Source organism: Paraburkholderia bannensis NBRC 103871 (assembly GCF_000685015.1).
GTDB lineage: Bacteria > Pseudomonadota > Gammaproteobacteria > Burkholderiales > Burkholderiaceae > Paraburkholderia > Paraburkholderia bannensis.
The window spans coordinates 43,983-60,849 of record NZ_BAYA01000015.1; the positions used below are offsets into that span (position 1 = coordinate 43,983).

The following is a 16,867-nucleotide window of genomic DNA, read 5'->3' on the forward strand; positions in this document are numbered from 1 at the left end:
GGCCCGCCTCGCGGGTCACTTTCGATGACATTGATCCTCAATCCGCTGCGCGAACGCACGCTGCTCTGGCTGCTCGCGCTCACGCAGTTCACCGTCAGGTTTTCTCCTGGTCAGAGGGTGTCAACTTAATGCGAAGAAGCCGACTGGATATGGGTCTCACGAGTCGCTGAAGAGGGTTGACACTCGTGCCATGTCTAAGTGCTTCCAACTACTTTGCCCTCAAAATGGCAACTAAACTTTCTCGTAAATCGAGATTGCGAATTTCGCGGCAATTTGTTTGGGCGTCTAGGCACCGAAATAGACAATTTCAGGCAATTTACTTGGGTTGCGATCGGGTACAAACCTTGGACCGTTGGCGACCGATATAGTCAAACCATTCAGCTGCTCGGCAGAGTTCCCTGAGAATCGCCGGCTTTACTGTCAATCGTTCCGACTGCATGCGTTGATATGCCCCTAATTGCCACGAGCGGCTAGAGGCGATCTGTCATTGAGCTGAACGGATGCGGGCCAGTTGGACATAACGGGCCCGCGTCTATCAGATCCCGTATTTGTCACGGCGATTCTTGAAAGCCGGCCTAGTCCCCTCGAGGATATTGACGACCCTCGCAAGGATCTCGGGGTTTTCAATGGCACCTGATTCGTAAATGAACCGGTGCGCGGCCTTGTCACACTCGGCATACACGATCTGCTCAGCATCACAGACGACGGCAAGATTCGGGTTGTGCGTGACGATGATCACCTGCCGGCGCTCCTTAGCCGCTTTGATGCACTTCACCAAGACCTTGAAGATCGTCTGATTGTCCAGGTTCTCTTCAGGCTGATCGATCACGATAGGAATGTCGTCCTTGTCGACCAACAGATAAAACACGAGAAGCAATAGGCCACGCTCGCCCGGCGACAACTGCCCGATCTCCTGTTTGTCGTAGGTGAGTGAATAGCGCGGCGACAGATAGGCAAAGCCGTACAGGTAGTCGAGAATTTCCTGCGGATCGATGCCTCGGCGCAGTTGGTCGGCGAGCTTCGTCGGCCTTCCTTCACGATCTCTGCGGTCATATCGAAGCATGTCATCAATTTTCTCGGCAAACGCGATCGCGCCGTCTCCGGTCGCAAAACCGCTTTCGCTAAGCAATTCCCTCATGCGCTGACTGCTCTCCTCGACCCCGGCGAACGACCCTTTGGACTGTCGGTTAAGTCGGTTCAAGAAGTGATCTTGAAATCCCGTGTCGTCGATTCGAACCTGAAAATCTAGCGGAAGCGGCATGTCCATCTGCTCCGCCGATTTCACAAATGAGCGGACCGGTTGGTAAAGCCTACGATATTCGTCCACGGTCTTGACGATCTGCTCGTGCACCTTCTTGGCGAGCGAAACCCGATCGGCGCGCAGCGCTTCCAATTTCTTCGGCAATGCATCGAGATCCAGAATCTCAGACTCTAGCCAACCAATGCTGTTTGGCTTGTCCTTTCCGCCAATGAGGTCTGCTTTGGCCTTGTCCCATGCCGCCATGGCCTCTTTGTAGCGAACGAACAAACGCTCCTTTTCGCCCAACTGTGCCTTCGCGGCGGCGATCGAGGCCTGCACCGCCTCCCTCCTTTTGATCAGGCCATCGTCTGCGTCGCTTTGAAGCTCCTGGTCGACCACGACAATCTCGTTGGCCGCGGCCGTCGCGATCGAGTCGATCGGAGACAAATCAATCCTCAGCTCGACCAATTGATTCGCCTGGGTTCCGACGTTGAGCTCTTCGAGCAGTGGAGCAAGCTCTTGAAGGAAAAGCTCATAATTCTTTTTGTGGTTGGCGACCGCCTGCGAGACACGCTTCGTCAAGGTCTGGCGCTTTGCGGCCATGCCTTTTCTCTCGCGGAGGCCAGCCTCTAGTTCGTTTATGAGTTTCGCTTGCGCTTCGAGCTTTTCAACCTGTTCGGCGGCTAATTTCGACTCTTGCTGGGCCGCGTCCGTGGCGCCTGGATCCTCAACCGGTTCGGGCATCGCGCCTTCCAGTGCTGTCAGTTCGGCGCGCTTGGTCTTAAGCTGATTCGCTAACCCGCCCCTAAATTCTGCCGTTGAACGACCCTCGGCAAGCAGTATCTCAGCGTTGACTTTCGAGATTTCTTTCACAAAGCTATCCCGAGCAGCGTTGATCTCGGCCACTTTGAAGTCGATCAACGTGTCCATCGAGGACTGCCCGAGGCGCTCCTCCTCCGGGACGTGGGAGAAAATGATCTTCCGCAGCTCCGTATCGAACGTCGACGAGCCACGCTCGCCTAGCTCGTTGCATAGGGTCTCGAGGTAGCTCTGAGGCAGATACTTGATCCGCTCAACACTGCTCAGCGCTGGGTTCTCGTCCAACGGCCTGCTGGATTCGGTCGTGTCGCGCCAGACCAATGACGCTACGAAATTCTGAGCGAGTCTCCCTTTGGGGCTTCGGAACCTGTGCTCGTTGAGGAACGAAAAGCCATCTTGATTTTTCGTATCCCCGACGAGAGCAATGATGTCGGACAAGGCGCTTTTTCCACTTCCCTTGTTGCCGATGATCGCGACCAGATCGGTGTTCAACGGCAAGTCGACCTCAAACCAAGACTCTTTAAGTTGCGAGCCGGCCTTCTTGCTTACCCGCACCGCCGAAACGTATTTCGTCCTGTGGCGTTGCACCAACTGCCGTTTCGGTGGGTTGTCACCGACAAAAACCCGGTTCTCGAACTCCTTGACCGCCTGAACTAAACCGGCGAACGTCGAGTCGGCTTTGATCCAAGTGAAGCAGTTCCCAATCCGATCTTTGTGCGAAACGTTGCTTAACCAGTGGGCATCGGAGCAGTCGAGCAAACGATCGTTGACTTTCGCTTCGGTCAGGCGCCGCCGTGCGTTCGCGTATGCCTCGGGATTCTCGGCCGCCGTAAAGACAAGGTCGGCCTGGTTGATCACACTCTTCTTCTCGGCAATCGTGTGATCGGCCCATTTGAGAGAGTCCCACTCTGTTTTGCCCACGGCGATAAGGTGGATATCCGCAAGCAGTGGTTTCGAGAGCGCGTTCTTGATGCGCTCCAAGCTCACGTTGAGCGCGTTGAATCCTTCTCTCAGAGGCGAATCGAACGACGCTTTTTGATCATCAGGCGCCGAAGCGATGATCGCTTTGCCGAGGGCGATCAAATTTTCACGCGTAATGACGCCGCCCCAACTTGAGCGATACTCCTCAGCCTCCGGCGTGAGAGAATAGTCTGGCGTGATGGCGCTCAGAAATTGATCGCGAATTAACGCTGGTTCGACTTGGTCGAAAATTACGTGGAGGTTTATGCGGCTCCAGCTCGAATCCGCAAAGCCAGTTTTGCCTTGCTTGACGACACCACCAAATTTGTCGAGCCTGAGCTCGACAACTGGCAAGATCAATTCAATATTCTTTAGCCGTCCGTCTTCGCGTTTGGCTTTGAGCACTCGTTCGTAGCCATCGACGAACAGGTAATCGTTAATTCCAATGACCTTGAAATCAGACGGCAGCGCTTCTAGATCCGATAGGAACGCCTGCCACGCCTCCTCGGACTCCCCCGGATAGTTGTTGACGATTGATGCAGGTGTATGAACGTGGAGGTCCCATTTCTTCCACGTTGAACCGATTCTCTCGTTTGGCATGCCGACCCCTGATTTTTATGGTCACGGCCTCAGCGGCGTCTCCGAAGGATGCGCGCGGCTATTGTGCAAAGCGCGCGAACTCGCCTGTCTGATTGACTGGAAATGTAACACGTCAAGGCCGCGCAAGTGCTTCCCTGCCCGGCTCAAACTGTCTGGTCGTCGAGAAGCTTACTATGCGAGACTTTGCGGCGTCGCGAGCAGTCGACGAACTCAATCGATGAGCATAGGCGTCGCCCGAACCAGTTACTGCTTTCGGGTTGTCAACTCGAATTCCGGGTCGTAGAGTTGAACAAGTTCAAGAATGAAAGCGCGGGCGTGCTCGATCACAGCTTGGGCTTCCTCGACGGAGCAAAACTCGCCTTGATGTGCAACCGCGTTGCGCGTGTCATTGATCCTTTCAGCGCGCTTGCCTAGCGAGTAGATCGTCTTGTGCTTCTTTGGCTCGGCGGCCGTTAGCGGCAACAACAAGTTTCGGATTTTTCCAGACAGCCCGTTCGCCCAACGCAACATCTTGTCTACTAAAGCGGGTTCGAACGTGCTGCGCGCGGCGAATTCGGCACGGATGGCGAAATTTGCTGCGAGCTCGGTCGCCGTCGCGGCACGAACCACGGCCGCGGACCATTCTTCACGAGAGTGAAGCCCATGGAGTTTGTTCCACTGCGACTGCACCTTCTCTAGGTCGCTGCGCTCTTCATAAGGCTTTTTGCTTGTCATTATCTTCGTATTCATATGCACTGAGCATAAATTGATTTAATACGATTCATAGAGGGTGTCGTCCTTTCCCAGCCTTCGGTTTATCGCTTGCAACACACCGTGTATCAGGCGTTCAAATATCGGGCTCGACTATCCGTGCGCCCACAGCTCGGACCGCACTAGCGTAAGGACGTAGTTGCGCAACCCGATGAGCGATCACCAACCAACCGACTCTTCGACGCGCGCCTGGCGCTCGGTTGACCGACTCGTGAGCAGATTCGTTTGGTGGCAGCATTTGTGTGCATGTGCTCCAAGTCCGTTTACCAACTCCGAACAATGAGACCCGGTACTGAGTAATGAAAAAGCACGAACCAGTGTACAACGTGTACACGTATTTCGAATCTGGCGAACTGCGGGCCTTGGGAATTAAGCAGTATTACCGGCAAGGGAGCGACGCGAAGAAAGTGGCATTTTTGCAGGAACGCGCAACGTTAGATTTTTCGGCGGCGCGACGCGTGCCACTGGCCCGGCCAATGCCCAGAGAGCAGTACCATGCGATGGAACGTCTCGGCGAGACATTGCACATGTTCGAGCCATTGTTCGCGGAGGTCGAAGCAGGCGTCGCCCCGCTCTTTTGCGTCACGCCGATCGTTGACGGCGTGCCCACCATCGACGTGAGCGTGCCGCTGGGGCCGCTCGACGTGTCAAAACTGCCTGATGGCGTCGCAGGGCCGGGGAAAATGGACGACTACCTATTCAAATACATTGACGAAGAGACCCGCACGTTCGACATGCCCGCCCTGATCCACGATGATTATTTCAAGGCGATACGACTGCTGTTCAACAACCGGCATTTCATCTCGTGCCTCAAACTGCTGATGTCGTTCCTGGACACAATCGCTTACGTCGAGTTTGGCGATCGGGCACCACGCGAGACGCCGGTGTTTATCGACTGGTTGCGGACGTTCACCGACCAAGCTTCTGCCGGGGCAACGCCTGAAGAGCTATGGGAGTTCCGCAACAGCCTACTGCATATGTCAAATCTGGAGTCGCGCAAGGTCGCCGCAGGCAAGGTCGCGAAGCTAACGCCGTACGTCGGCGCCCAAGATCACCCGTCGAGCACCGATCCGATGGTGAAGTACATTAACGTCTATCAACTGATCGAGGCGGTAGCGGCGGCGATCCAGCGCTGGATCGTGTCGTACAACGAGCATCCTGAGAAGATGCGCACGTTCGTCCAGCGTTACGACCGCGTTGTTTCCGACGACCGCCAAGCGATTGTTCGAATGCCGGCCACCTCAGAGCTTGGGGACAGTGCGAACGCAAACTGCTGATCGTATTTGCCGGGGATTGATGTGCCAGCGGACGGCCGCTGCGCCTTGGAACCTGCTTTCGAGTTACAGCAGATTGGTCGGCAGAAGCCGGTCGCAGTGCGCCGCTCGAGGGGCTGAAGGTCTACTTTCGCACGGGACCATTTCGGACCGGCGATGTTGACGGCACCCGTCGCCAGGCCACCACGGTTTTGGTTGCCGTCCATCGATCGTTTATTCTGCAAGGCCCTGGCTGGCGAGCCACTCCAGATGTGGTCCTTTACCCGACCACTTCTTCTCCGTCACGGGATCGAGGGGATGTGTGCGGGGCAGGTGCCTCTTTCTCGATTTGCGAATTCTTGCGAGTCGGACCTGCCAGTACTGCGATCTTTGCTTGATCATCAGGCAGGCATACCCAAAGCGCTGCCTTCCCCCAACCCGCGGTCCGGGCAATAAACGCATCGACCCGCGACTGAACCGCCTCTGGCGAAACGTCGATCGTTCGCTTTGCCTTACGGAGCTTATACCGGGGTTGCACACACATGTTTCCTCCTTGGCAACAACTCGAAGCCCTTGCGCCGTGACTCGACGTTCTACATGGAACAGTCGAGACGTCCCTGTTCTGAACCCTCGACATTCCGCTCTGGCCGCATATGCGTCCTGCGTGTCGGGATGTGAATCCGGCTCTTGCAACAAGCGCCGCCTGTTTTGCCCCCGCTCACGCAGTCGCTGGCTGGTCCATGAGGCCTCCTCTGGAGAACCAGCTTGCGCGGCACAGCCACGCGGGCCCCGCCAACAGCAGACTAGCTGGAAGTGCGCAGCAGGAAACGGATGCGCTCTGGCTACGAAATCGACTTATCGATGATGACGGCCACCCCGCACGGAGCTCATCCCGCGCATGCGTAGGCATTTGCGCGAGCGTCATGCAGCGCATGGTGCTCGCCGCCGTGCCGAGCGTAATAGCTAGCACGCCGTTCAGGATTGCGCCGAACGGAGATATCTTCGGCACGCCATCCGTGCGGCAGCGGGCCGCCCAGCAGAAACCTGCATAGGTTCAGGTCCGTTTCGTAGTCGTAGCACAGTACCGGGCCAGATGTGCCCGGTATGTTATTGAGCCATTTGCGTAACGCCTCGCGCAACCCCTCAAATGGCATGGCGCGTCCGTCGAACTGGCCGAGCTGCGGGAGCACGACGGCATTGACAAAGTCACTGCACAGCAACGGATCGAAATCGGTGCGCTCGCCATAGAACTCGTAGCCGTTCTCGCCGACGATAGCCAGACTGATGAGCTGGCAGCGGGAAAAATCCGTGAACTCGGTGTCGATGAAGTAGCGGTTATTCCAGCCTGCATCTTGCGGCTCATCGGGTAGCGGCCAGAAGCGTGCTCCATGAAAATGGCTATCTGTCATGTCCTATTCCTGCTGTGTCGCGTCAACGCGGTTTCAATCACATGCCTTAAACGCTCTGCTCCACCTGTGAACTGGCCTCGCAAGTAGGCTCAAGGCGTCCAGCGGTCGAACTTATGGCAGCAGCGTGATCGTAAAACCGGGCGGAGCGCCCGGTGAGCTTGCTCGGTTGTATCGCATCGTCCCACGTTCATAGCGCTCATTATTCGGCTTCAGTCAGCGAGGGGCTTCTCGCGAGCATGATCCGGCCCTGTGGGCCGTCGAGCCTGGAACATGCTCTAAAAGCGACATCGAGCCCGCCTGCGCTTTGCGATCGACGCTCATGCTCTGCGAGCCTGAGCGCTTATGCGCTAGGCGAGATAAGGCGGATTATCGCGGCAAGCCTGCCGCGGCCAGGCGCGCCGGCAGTTCTTCCACCACCGCCGGCGCGCTGATGCCCATCACCGGATCGGTGTGCACCAGATGCGCCCAGGACACTGCCAGCCAGCAAGCGGCGCGACGTGTTCGAACAGCGCATGACCCGGCGGACTCGCGACGTAGGTCCCGGTTTGCGGCCGGCTCCACTCGTCTTCCGGATGCAGAACGCCGTCGAAATCGAGACTCATTTCCGGGCGTGCATCAATTGCGCGATCATCACGAAGAAGCTGCCGCAGCCGGCGCCTTTGCGCGCCAGAGCCGTCTACCGCGCGCCGGACGTGTCGCCACAGCATACGGCACGGAGAACTTGCGTCCTCCTGCCGTTGTGAACTGCGTCACCGAGAACAGTTTCTTGTCCGGCTCGCTAAATTCTGTCGCCCCGATGCGAATCTCGCTCAGAGGTTCGAGGGACCATTTGTCAGTCGGTTGCGAGAGCCGCGTGCTCACCACGGCCGCCCCTCGCACCGTTGCCTCTCCGTCTTCAAACTGGTCCAGTGAACCTGCACCGGAGTTCAGATCCATCCAGATCACACTCGGCACCTCACGCGAGCCAGACTGCGACACACGGAGGACCAACAAGTCGCCCGGAGTGCACTGCTCAACTAACCCACACACATCGGCCCCAAAAATCGCTGATTGAAGCGGAAGCACGTTCTCAAGCTGAATCAAAAACATACGCAAAAGTCCCAAATGACCATGCCGCAACCACAAATGGGTCGTAAATGCCGTGGCCAAATCGGCATCATATCGCGACCATCAAAGGATGCAAAGGGTATCGGTCAAACTAGACGACGCAGGGCATCTAGCTGCGATAGGCGCGACGGTTCGCGCTCACCGGCAAGAACGCGGTGTTTCGCAGGAGACGCTTGCCCATGTGACCGGCATTGACCGTAGCCATATGGGACGCATTGAGCGTGGTGAGCGCAATCTTTCGATTCTCAACCTGATTCGCATTGCCAACGCACTTGGTACCACTCCATCGAAGCTTCTCAAGAGTGCGGGACTGTAAATAGATCACGCGCGACCTGCGATGGTCGGAGCGTTTTTCAGTATCGAAGTGCGCGACTCGATCAACACACAGGGCACAAAATTGCGGCTATTCGTACGAACGGCCTATCACCGCTTATAGCGGCAGCGCAAATCCCCTTCCCTACCAAATCCGTCGAGAGCCCACGAGGTCACCCGATGGGCAAAGTCGCCATTTACGATAACTGGCCTTATCGCAAATGTTCTCCGCGCGACCTAATTGAGGCGGCAGCGGCGCGGCAAAATTCATCTGCCTGCTTCATGCCACACAGTCCTGCTTCAGGTGTGAGCGGCTGTGTCAGGCCCGCGTGTAATGCGCAAGGCAGCCATCGATTCGCGCTTGTCCACCAGAAAATCGATCAGCGCCCTTACCTTCGCCGGCATCTGCGCGCGTGTTGGCGCGTAGACATAAAAACCGGCGAAGGGCTTGCACCATGTCGCCAGTACGCGCTTCAGCGCCCCCGAATCCAGGTGTGGCTGCACAGCGATGTCGATGTGCTGGATCAGCCCAACGCCTTGTAGTGCCGCGCGGATCATGCCGTCGTCGTCGTTGGTCGTAACGCTTCCTCTGGGTTCCACCATGAAACTATGGCCCGGCTCCTCTGGTGACGTGAACTCCCAGGGATGGATCGCACCGCTGACCTGCCGATAGCGTAAGCAGTTGTGTCGAACCAGATCGCCCGGCGTCGCGGGCTCGCCGTAACGCTCGAAATAGGCCGGCGTGCCCACCACGGCCATTTCCAGCGGCGGCGTCACAGGAACCGCAATCATGTGCGGAGCCAGGCTCTCACCTATGCGGATGCCAACGTCACAGCCGTCCGCAACGATGTTCGCGAGTGCGTCGTCCATCACCATCTCCAGCCCCAGCTTCGGAAAGCGGGCGCTGAATTCCTCCAGATGCGGCTCTATGAGCGTTTTAGCCGCGACGCGCGATGTATTCATACGAATCAAACCGGAAGGCTCATCGCGCTCCTCGTGCAACGCATCAACCGTCCTTTCCAGCGCGATGAGCGCCGGGTACCAAACCTCGTAGAGCCGCCGCCCCTCCTCGGTCAACGACATATCGCGAGTCGTTCGATAAAGCAGTTTGACGTTCAATCGCCGCTCAAGCGCCTTCACGTTTTGCGAGAGATTTGCACGTGATACGCCCATCTCCGCGGCGGCTTTCGTGAAACTACTGTGATGCGCAACGTGCGCAAACCACGCGAGCGAAGGGAGCAATGACGGGTCCATCCGGATTCCATTGTCAATTTAACAATACAACTGTAGTCCAGATTGCGAGCTTTCGTAATTCCAGACCGCTATCTATATTCAGGTCGTTGTCTCGCGGTTTCAACGTTTCCAACTCTGTGAACCCAACCGCCACACCTAAACGGAATTATCATGAAAAGCGTCAAGATCAAGCATTCGTATTGGGAAATCGCTGCGAACGTGTACTTCCCGCCGGATTTCAACGAAAGCGCAAAGTATCCTGCCATCATCAGCGCCCACCCGATCGGCAGTTGCAAAGAGCAAACCTCTGGCAATGTCTACGGCGAAGCGCTGGCGAAGGAAGGCTTTGTCGTCATCGCGTTCGACGCCAGCTTCCAGGGCGATAGCGGCGGCGAGCCGCGCTATACCGAAGATCCGACGCTGCGCGTCGAAGATTTCCGCGTCGTCTGCGACTACCTTGTGACACTCCCCTACGTCGATGAAGACCGCATCGGTGTGCTGGGGATCTGCGGCGGCGGTGGCTACTCGATCAACGCGGCCATGACCGAACGCCGTATCAAAGCAGTGGGCACCGTGACGGGCGCCAACTACGGCCGTCTGATGCGCGAAGGCTTTACCAACTACAACCCCATTGCCGCACTCGAGGCGATGGCCAAACAACGTACGGCGGAAGCACGTGGCGCGGCACTCCGCGTGGACGATCTGTTGCCGCCGTCGCCGGAGGCCGCCAAAGAAGCCGGTCTGACTGAGGTCGACGTTTTTGGTGCCACCGAATACTACCGGTCGGATCGTGGCCGCGCGCCGAATGGCGTCAACCGCGCGTTCTTTTCGCACCAGGCTGTCGCGGTGGGTTGGGACGCGTTCCACCTCTGCGAAACGCTCCTCACCCAGCCGCTCATGGTGGTGGTGGGTGACAAGGTCGGGGCCTTCGGTGCCTATCGCGATGGCTGTGAAATCATTGGTCGCGCCGCTTCGAAGACGAAGGAACTGGTCGTCGTCGAAGGCTGGTCGCATTACGACCTGTACGACAAGCCCGAGCCGGTCGGCAAGGCGCTGGCCAGGCTGATTCCGTTCTACAAGGAAAACCTGTAATTCCACTACCGGGATTACGACGGAAATCCTCTGCACCAGGGACGTTACGTTAGTCCCTGGCGTCTTGCCAACGTTGTTATCGCAGCACGCTCGCGTGCCTCCGGCGCGCCGACCGTATTGCCATACAAATCGAACATAGCCTCGCGCGCTCTCGCGAGAGCTTGCTTCTTAAATCGGGAAAAACATCATGAAAAAGGTACTCGTCCTTGGTGCCAGCGGTCAGATAGCGCGCTGGGCCGTTCGAATGCTCGGCGAACAAACGGACGTCAAGCAAACCCTGCTGATTCGCGACCCCAAAAAACTGAGCGGGAACGAGCCTGCGAACGCCAGCGTCGTGATCGGCGATGTACTGGACAAGAAAATTTTGCATCGCGTCATGGAAGGACAGGACGTGGTGTATGCCAACTTGGCCGGTGACGTGGATACCCAGACCGAGCGCATTCTGGCTGCCATGAAGGCCACCAACGGCCGCCGGCTGATCTTCATCAACTCTCTCGGGATCTATGATGAGGTGCCTGGAAATTTCGGCGAATGGAATCGGCAGGAGATCGGAGAGTATCTGCCTCCGTATCGCAGGTCTGCCGACCTGATCGAAGCTTCGGACCTGGATTACACAATTCTCCGCGCAGCCTGGCTACAGGACAACGATGAGGTGAACTACGAGATCACGGCACGCGACCAGCCGTTCAAAGGGACCGAGGTATCGCGCAAGAGTGTCGCGGCGCTGGTCGTAGAACTCGTTGAACACTCCGATAAGCTGGTGCGCGCCAACGTTGGCGTCAACAAGCCGGGCACCGACGCCGACAAACCCGCTTTCGTCTGAATCGCCTTTCCGGAAAACTCGATATGAACGTTGTCATTTTTGGCGCCTCGGGAATGGTTGGACAAGGGGTATTGCGCGAATGCCTGCTGGCCTCCGATGTGGAATCGATCCTCGTCGTCGGACGCAACGCATTGGACATGCAGCACCCCAAGCTAAAGGAACTCGTGCGCCAGAATCTGTTCGATTATTCCGATGTCGAGGAACAACTCCAAGGCTACGACGCGTGCTTTTTCTGTCTCGGCGTATCGACAAGCGACACCGACGAATCCGGCTTCATCAGAATCAACCACGATCTGCCGGTGGCAGCCGGCCTTGCGCTGGCGCGACGCAATCCACAGATGGCTTTCGTCTATGTATCCGGCGGTGGCACTGATGCGACTGAACGCGGTCCCGTGATGTGGGCACGTGTAAAGGGAAAAACCGAAAATGCTCTGCAAAACATGGGGTTTCGGGCTGTCTATCTGTTTCGCCCCGGATTCATCCTTCCGATGAATGGCGAACAATCCAAAACCCGGCTATTGCGGCTTCTTTATCGATATCTGCGTTGGGTCTTCATCGTGTCACGAAGACTGTTCCCTGGCAAAATCCTCGACACCGTCAGTATGGGACAGGCCATGTTGCAGGTGGCACGTCATGGAAGTGATGCCGCGGTACTCGAAAGCGCTGACATTTATCGGCTCGCTTCAGCAGCACGTTCCACAACCATGGGATCGCCGCGGCAATTCGATCAAGGCTAGCGGTCGGTCAGTTGGGCAACGAACGCCTTTGTGGCCGCGGTCAACGGGTCACCATTGCGTGTGCCGATGCAAAGTCGGCGCAATGCCCATGGTTCGTCCAGTGCAACAAGCGTCACCTTGTTGAGATCCTCCACCGGCAGCATGCTCTCGGGCTGAATCATCACACCCAGACCGGCCTTGACGAGGCTGCGCGCGGCCTCGATGGTGTTGACGCGGTACTTCACGCTGAGCTCGCGACCCAGTTCGACCGCCGCGTTGTTCAGTTGAGTCATCATCGATGTCGTCGACGAAATGCCGACAATATTCTGCTCCAGAAGATCTCGCGCCGTCACGCTCGCGCGGCTGGCCAGGCTATGTCCGAGCGGTACGACGGCGACGAGGCGGTCGGTTCGATACTCAATGATCTCAAACGCCGTTCTGTCGATATCGTCGGTTGCGTAGAACATCGCCACGTCCGCTTTTCCAGTGGCAACGGCTCCAATCACATTCGTATTGGCATCCTCTAGTAGCTCAATATCGACGAGTGGAAAGTCCCGCGTGAATTCCGCAATTTCCCGCGCGAGAAACTGCACGATGATCGTGCTCGTAGAACTGATACGGATATGGCCACGCACGCCCTCGGTGAACTCGGCAACCTCCCGGCGCATTACCTCGAGATTCTCGAACATCACGCGCACATGGCGCGCGAGCACTTCGCCTGCCGGACTGGGCACCATGCCGCCTGGCGTGCGCTCGAACAGATCGATACCGGCTGTCTCTTCGAGATCCTGGATCCGTCTCGTAGCGGCGGACGGCGTGATGTTTTCCCTCACCGCTGCGCGACGCATCTGCTGCTCCTCGACGACGGTGAGAAACAACCGCAACGTGAACAGATCGACACGTCTGGTCAGATTGTGAAGACTGAAGCCCGCCATACTCCTCCCCTACCTTTTTCGTCCGGCAACATTGCGGGCGCGAAAGACAGAGACTAAGCCGAGGGTAGTCGGGCGTCAACCGCGAAACCCGTACCTGTCGATCACAGGTTCAGATGACCTTCAACGCCTGCAATCGCCCAATTTCACCTTCGTCCAGGCCCAACCACTCATGCAGTACGTTCGAGTTGTGTTCACCGAGTTTCGGCGGCGTTTTCGCCTCCGGTTCAGGCACGTCCGACATTTTGACCGGATTGCCCGCCACTTTAATGTGCCCCCACACGGGGTCGTCGATCGTCATGAGCATTTTCCGGGCGGCAACATGAGGACATTCAAACAGATCCGGGACATCGTTCACGTTCGAGCACGGCACGCCGCCGGCGCGCAGTATTGCAAGCGCCGACTCGCGGGAACAATCGGCCAGCCACGCGTCGATCTCGACATTCAGGGCGTGCACATGCTGTTTGCGCAACATGCCATCGGCGAATCGCGGGTCACTCGTCAGATCAGCCCGGCCGATCGCGTCCGCGAATCGCTTCCAGATGTGCTCGCCCAGCACTGCAATGACGATATAACCGTCTTTCGCACGATAGGTGCCAAACGGCGCGGTGACCGCATGGACGCCAGGGGGCGACGTCTGCTTCGTTGCGGAATACATGGCGACCGAGATCTCATTGAGAACCAGCGAGGCGTCGTACATCGAGATGTCGATCTTCTTGCCTGTCCCCGTCGTCTGCCGATGAAAAAGCGCCAGCACAACGCCATAGAGCGCCAGAATTCCACACTCGATATCGGCAAGCGAAAAGCCGAGATAGGTCGGCCGGTCGCTGGTGCGTTCCGGGCGATACATCAGTCCACTCATCGCCTGGCCCACGATGTCGAACGCCGGAAAGTCGCCGTACGGACTGGACAATATGTCGTCGTGTCCGAAACCGGAAATCGCACCGTAGATCAGCCGCGGATTAATCCTGCTCAACTCTGCGTAGCCAATCCCGAGTCTGTCCATGACATTCGGTCGAAGGTTTTCGATCACGACGTCTGCCTGCGCCGCGAGTTCCTTGAAGAGGCGCTGCCCCTCGGCGTGCTTGAGGTCGAGCGTGACGCTTTTCTTGTTCCTGTTCGTGCGCAGAAATGCGAGGCCGTTCGGCTTGCCATCGACGTCTGCCTTTACCGGACTCGTGCTGCGCGCAAAATCGCCGCCCTCCCGCGCCTCGATCTTGACAACTTCGGCGCCCGCATCCGCAAGCCACATAGAAGCAAACGGGGCTGCGATGAAGTTTTCAACCGTCAGTACCCGTATGCCCTCCAACGGACGCCCAGCGCCGATCTTCGCGTCGACACGCGCGCCCTGAAATGCCTCGTCCATCTCGTCTCCTTTTCGATCTTCTCGTGAACATCTTTTGTGTAGGCCAATGCTAGGTGCGTCGACGATCACGTTCAAATGCTGATTCGCGAAACCGGCGTTGCAGAATCGCGAACGCGAAAAACGCCTGATTCGAAAAAGATCAACAGGGGATTCGAAAAACGGCACTCGAATTAAGACTCCCCGCTGCCTAAGATGGGTCATCCAGCCTGGCGACGTTGCATCGAGCTTGTACAAGCGCCGCCAGCGTTTTTCCACGATTTAAAGGCAAATTCCGATGAGCAGTCTTGCAGGAAAGGTAGCCGTAGTGACCGGTGGAACCGGCGGGATCGGCAAAGGAATCGCGTTGCAGCTTGCCGCTCGCGGTGCAACCGTCGTGATCAGTGGACGAAATGCAGCAAAGGCGGAAGTCGTCCTTGGCGAACTACGCCAGGCAGGCGGCAAAGCAGATTTTCTGGCTGGCGATGTTCGATCGAAAGCGGATATGGACGCGTTGGCCTCGGAAACTGCGCGCCGTTATGGCGGCATCGACATTGTCGTCGCCAATGCGGGCGGCAATGACGACGAGGCTCGTTCGCCCGACGTGCGTGGCCCATTCGCCAATATCGATCTCGCGCGTGTCGCCGCATTGGTCGCGGAAAACACGGCTGCCAAGTTGCTGCCCGTGCAAGCCGTGTTGCCATTCATGCGTCCGCGTGGTGGCGGTAGCGTGATCTTTGTCACGTCGGAAGGTGGCCGTGTACCGACACCGGGCCAAACTGCCGTCTCGACGTTTGCGGGGGGACTGATCCGGGCGAGTAAGGTCATCGCCAAAGAACTCGCACAGGACAGGATCAGGGTGAATTGCGTGTGCGTGACGGTCGTGCGCGATAGTCCGTCGTGGGACGCCGTGTTCGGCGCCGACAGCAAGGTCTCTGCACAGCATCGAAAACAATACGAAAAAGTCGTCGCTGGCTGCCCGCTTGGCGTTGCCGCGCCCACCGATATCGGTCAGGTCATCGCCTTCCTGGCATCCGACGAGTCTGCTTACCTCACAGGTGCAACGCTTAGCCCGACGGGCGGACTCACCATTCATTGAGCAGGTCGCCCGGCGCCAGCTGAAATGCGCGCGTCCGTTCAAGTACAGTTGGAGAAAACATAATGCGCGGCATGGTGTTCCAGGGAGATTGCAAGGTCGATGTTCTCGATTTTGAAGACCCTACGCCTGGTTACGGAGAAGCCATCATCGAAATGAAGGCGTCCGGGATGTGCGGAACCGACCTTCACTATTACCGTCACGGAATGGCGGATTCTCTGGCCATGCTCGGCATGCGCGATCGCATGGACTCCGAACAGATTATCGGCGGTCATGAGCCATGCGGCGTCATTGCTGCGCTAGGCCCGGGTGTGGATCCGAAGGCGTTTCGCGAAGGCGACCGCGTCATGGTGTTTCACTATTCCGGATGTAGTTGCTGCGACCATTGCCGCACCGGCTGGACTCAGCTTTGCGACCACGGATCGCGCATCTATGGCGTCCTGAGTCACGGCGGACACGCCAATTATATGAAGGTCCCCGTATCGTCGCTGGTACATCTGCCGCAAGAGTTGTCGTTTAAGGCGGGCGCGGCCATTGCGTGCGGAACCGGCACAGCATACGGTTCGCTGTTACGCCTGGGAATCAGTGCCCGCGACACTTTGGCGGTATATGGCCTCGGCCCCGTTGGTCTTTCGACAGCTCAACTCGCAGCCGCTATGGGCATCGAGGTGATCGGCGTCGACATCAACCCTGGACGCGTCCAGCGTTCGAAGGAATTCGGCGTCACGCACGGCATCGACGCGAGCCAGGTGGATCCCGTTGAAGAAATCCTCAAGCTGACTGGCGGTAAAGGCGTCTCTTGCGCAGTCGAGTGCGCGGGAGCCGAACTACCCCGCACTCAGGCCATTCGCAGTACGAAAGTCTGGGGACGTGTCGCACTCGTCGCGGTAGGCGGAAACCTCACGGTCGACGTGATGAAAGATCTGATCGGGAAGCAGAGAACGCTGATCGGATCATTTACCTTCTCCGAAGTCGGGATGACAGACTGTGCCCACTTCATCGCTAATCACGGCGTCGAAGTGGACAAGCTCTTCACCGATGAATGGAAACTTGAGCAAGCTGGTGAGGCCTATGCTCACTTCAATCAACAGGCAAGTGGCAAAGGCGTCATCGTTTTTTGACGGCACCTGTACCGGTGTTGTCCCGAATCTGGATAGTGCCCTTTTGTAAGGGCGATGGAGAG

At 57.5% G+C, this 16,867-nt stretch carries 14 protein-coding genes; 7 read left to right on the forward strand and 7 right to left on the reverse strand.

What is annotated here, in order from left to right; genetic code table 11:
* Nucleotides 1-535 precede the first annotated feature (535 nt).
* Nucleotides 536-3,619: a TrlF family AAA-like ATPase gene (locus BBA01S_RS22520; protein WP_027818432.1), complete on the reverse strand. Its 3,084-nt coding sequence runs from the start codon at nucleotides 3,617-3,619 to the stop codon at nucleotides 536-538.
* A gap of 243 nt (nucleotides 3,620-3,862) precedes the next feature.
* Nucleotides 3,863-4,348: a hypothetical protein gene (locus tag BBA01S_RS22525; protein WP_042297703.1), complete on the reverse strand. Its 486-nt coding sequence runs from the start codon at nucleotides 4,346-4,348 to the stop codon at nucleotides 3,863-3,865.
* A 320-nt stretch (nucleotides 4,349-4,668) separates the two neighbouring features.
* On the opposite strand from BBA01S_RS22525, the gene BBA01S_RS47800 reads away from it, so the two are divergent.
* Entirely contained in the window at nucleotides 4,669-5,646 is a 978-nt protein-coding gene (locus BBA01S_RS47800; protein ID WP_052391832.1) for a hypothetical protein, read from the forward strand.
* Nucleotides 5,647-6,509: 863 nt separating this feature from the next.
* On the opposite strand, the gene BBA01S_RS22535 is transcribed toward BBA01S_RS47800, so the two are convergent.
* Nucleotides 6,510-7,031 (reverse strand): 3'-5' exonuclease family protein, encoded by a 522-nt coding sequence (locus BBA01S_RS22535; protein ID WP_027818435.1) that lies wholly within the window; start codon nucleotides 7,029-7,031, stop codon nucleotides 6,510-6,512.
* A 630-nt stretch (nucleotides 7,032-7,661) separates the two neighbouring features.
* Nucleotides 7,662-7,967, reverse strand: coding sequence for a hypothetical protein (locus BBA01S_RS22545; protein ID WP_245641553.1), 306 nt, complete (start codon nucleotides 7,965-7,967; stop codon nucleotides 7,662-7,664).
* A gap of 241 nt (nucleotides 7,968-8,208) precedes the next feature.
* Here BBA01S_RS22545 and BBA01S_RS46010 point away from each other — a divergent pair, with 241 nt between their 5' ends.
* Nucleotides 8,209-8,454 carry a helix-turn-helix domain-containing protein gene (locus BBA01S_RS46010; protein ID WP_084162437.1) on the forward strand — a complete coding sequence of 82 codons (246 nt, stop codon included), beginning with the start codon at nucleotides 8,209-8,211 and terminating at the stop codon, nucleotides 8,452-8,454.
* A 296-nt stretch (nucleotides 8,455-8,750) separates the two neighbouring features.
* On the opposite strand, the gene BBA01S_RS22555 is transcribed toward BBA01S_RS46010, so the two are convergent.
* On the reverse strand, nucleotides 8,751-9,704 hold the full coding sequence (locus tag BBA01S_RS22555; RefSeq protein WP_027818437.1) for a LysR family transcriptional regulator: 954 nt from the start codon (nucleotides 9,702-9,704) through the stop codon (nucleotides 8,751-8,753).
* Nucleotides 9,705-9,854: 150 nt separating this feature from the next.
* Here BBA01S_RS22555 and BBA01S_RS22560 point away from each other — a divergent pair, with 150 nt between their 5' ends.
* The 3 genes from BBA01S_RS22560 to BBA01S_RS42220 all read left to right on the forward strand — a co-directional run bounded on the left by BBA01S_RS22560 (nucleotide 9,855) and on the right by BBA01S_RS42220 (nucleotide 12,335).
* Nucleotides 9,855-10,775, forward strand: coding sequence for an alpha/beta hydrolase (locus BBA01S_RS22560; RefSeq protein ID WP_027818438.1), 921 nt, complete (start codon nucleotides 9,855-9,857; stop codon nucleotides 10,773-10,775).
* Nucleotides 10,776-10,962: 187 nt separating this feature from the next.
* Nucleotides 10,963-11,598, forward strand: a complete 636-nt coding sequence (locus BBA01S_RS22565) for an SDR family oxidoreductase (protein ID WP_027818439.1) — start codon at nucleotides 10,963-10,965, stop codon at nucleotides 11,596-11,598.
* Between the two features lie 23 nt (nucleotides 11,599-11,621).
* The gene (locus tag BBA01S_RS42220) at nucleotides 11,622-12,335 is read left to right on the forward strand and encodes an NAD(P)H-binding protein (protein ID WP_042297706.1); all 714 of its coding nucleotides are present in this window, start codon (nucleotides 11,622-11,624) and stop codon (nucleotides 12,333-12,335) included.
* Here BBA01S_RS42220 and BBA01S_RS22575 read toward each other — a convergent pair.
* Complete coding sequence (locus BBA01S_RS22575) at nucleotides 12,332-13,249, reverse strand: LysR family transcriptional regulator (RefSeq protein ID WP_027818440.1); 918 nt, start codon at nucleotides 13,247-13,249, stop codon at nucleotides 12,332-12,334. The two genes, BBA01S_RS42220 and BBA01S_RS22575, sit on opposite strands and share 4 nt — an antisense overlap.
* Nucleotides 13,250-13,358: 109 nt before the next feature.
* Entirely contained in the window at nucleotides 13,359-14,612 is a 1,254-nt protein-coding gene (locus BBA01S_RS22580; protein ID WP_042297707.1) for a CaiB/BaiF CoA transferase family protein, read from the reverse strand.
* Between the two features lie 274 nt (nucleotides 14,613-14,886).
* Between BBA01S_RS22580 and BBA01S_RS22585 the strand changes: the two genes are divergently transcribed.
* Both BBA01S_RS22585 and BBA01S_RS22590 read left to right on the forward strand, forming a co-directional pair.
* On the forward strand, nucleotides 14,887-15,687 hold the full coding sequence (locus tag BBA01S_RS22585; RefSeq protein ID WP_027818442.1) for an SDR family NAD(P)-dependent oxidoreductase: 801 nt from the start codon (nucleotides 14,887-14,889) through the stop codon (nucleotides 15,685-15,687).
* A 62-nt stretch (nucleotides 15,688-15,749) separates the two neighbouring features.
* Nucleotides 15,750-16,805, forward strand: coding sequence for a zinc-dependent alcohol dehydrogenase family protein (locus BBA01S_RS22590; RefSeq protein ID WP_027818443.1), 1,056 nt, complete (start codon nucleotides 15,750-15,752; stop codon nucleotides 16,803-16,805).
* Nucleotides 16,806-16,867: the final 62 nt, after the last annotated feature.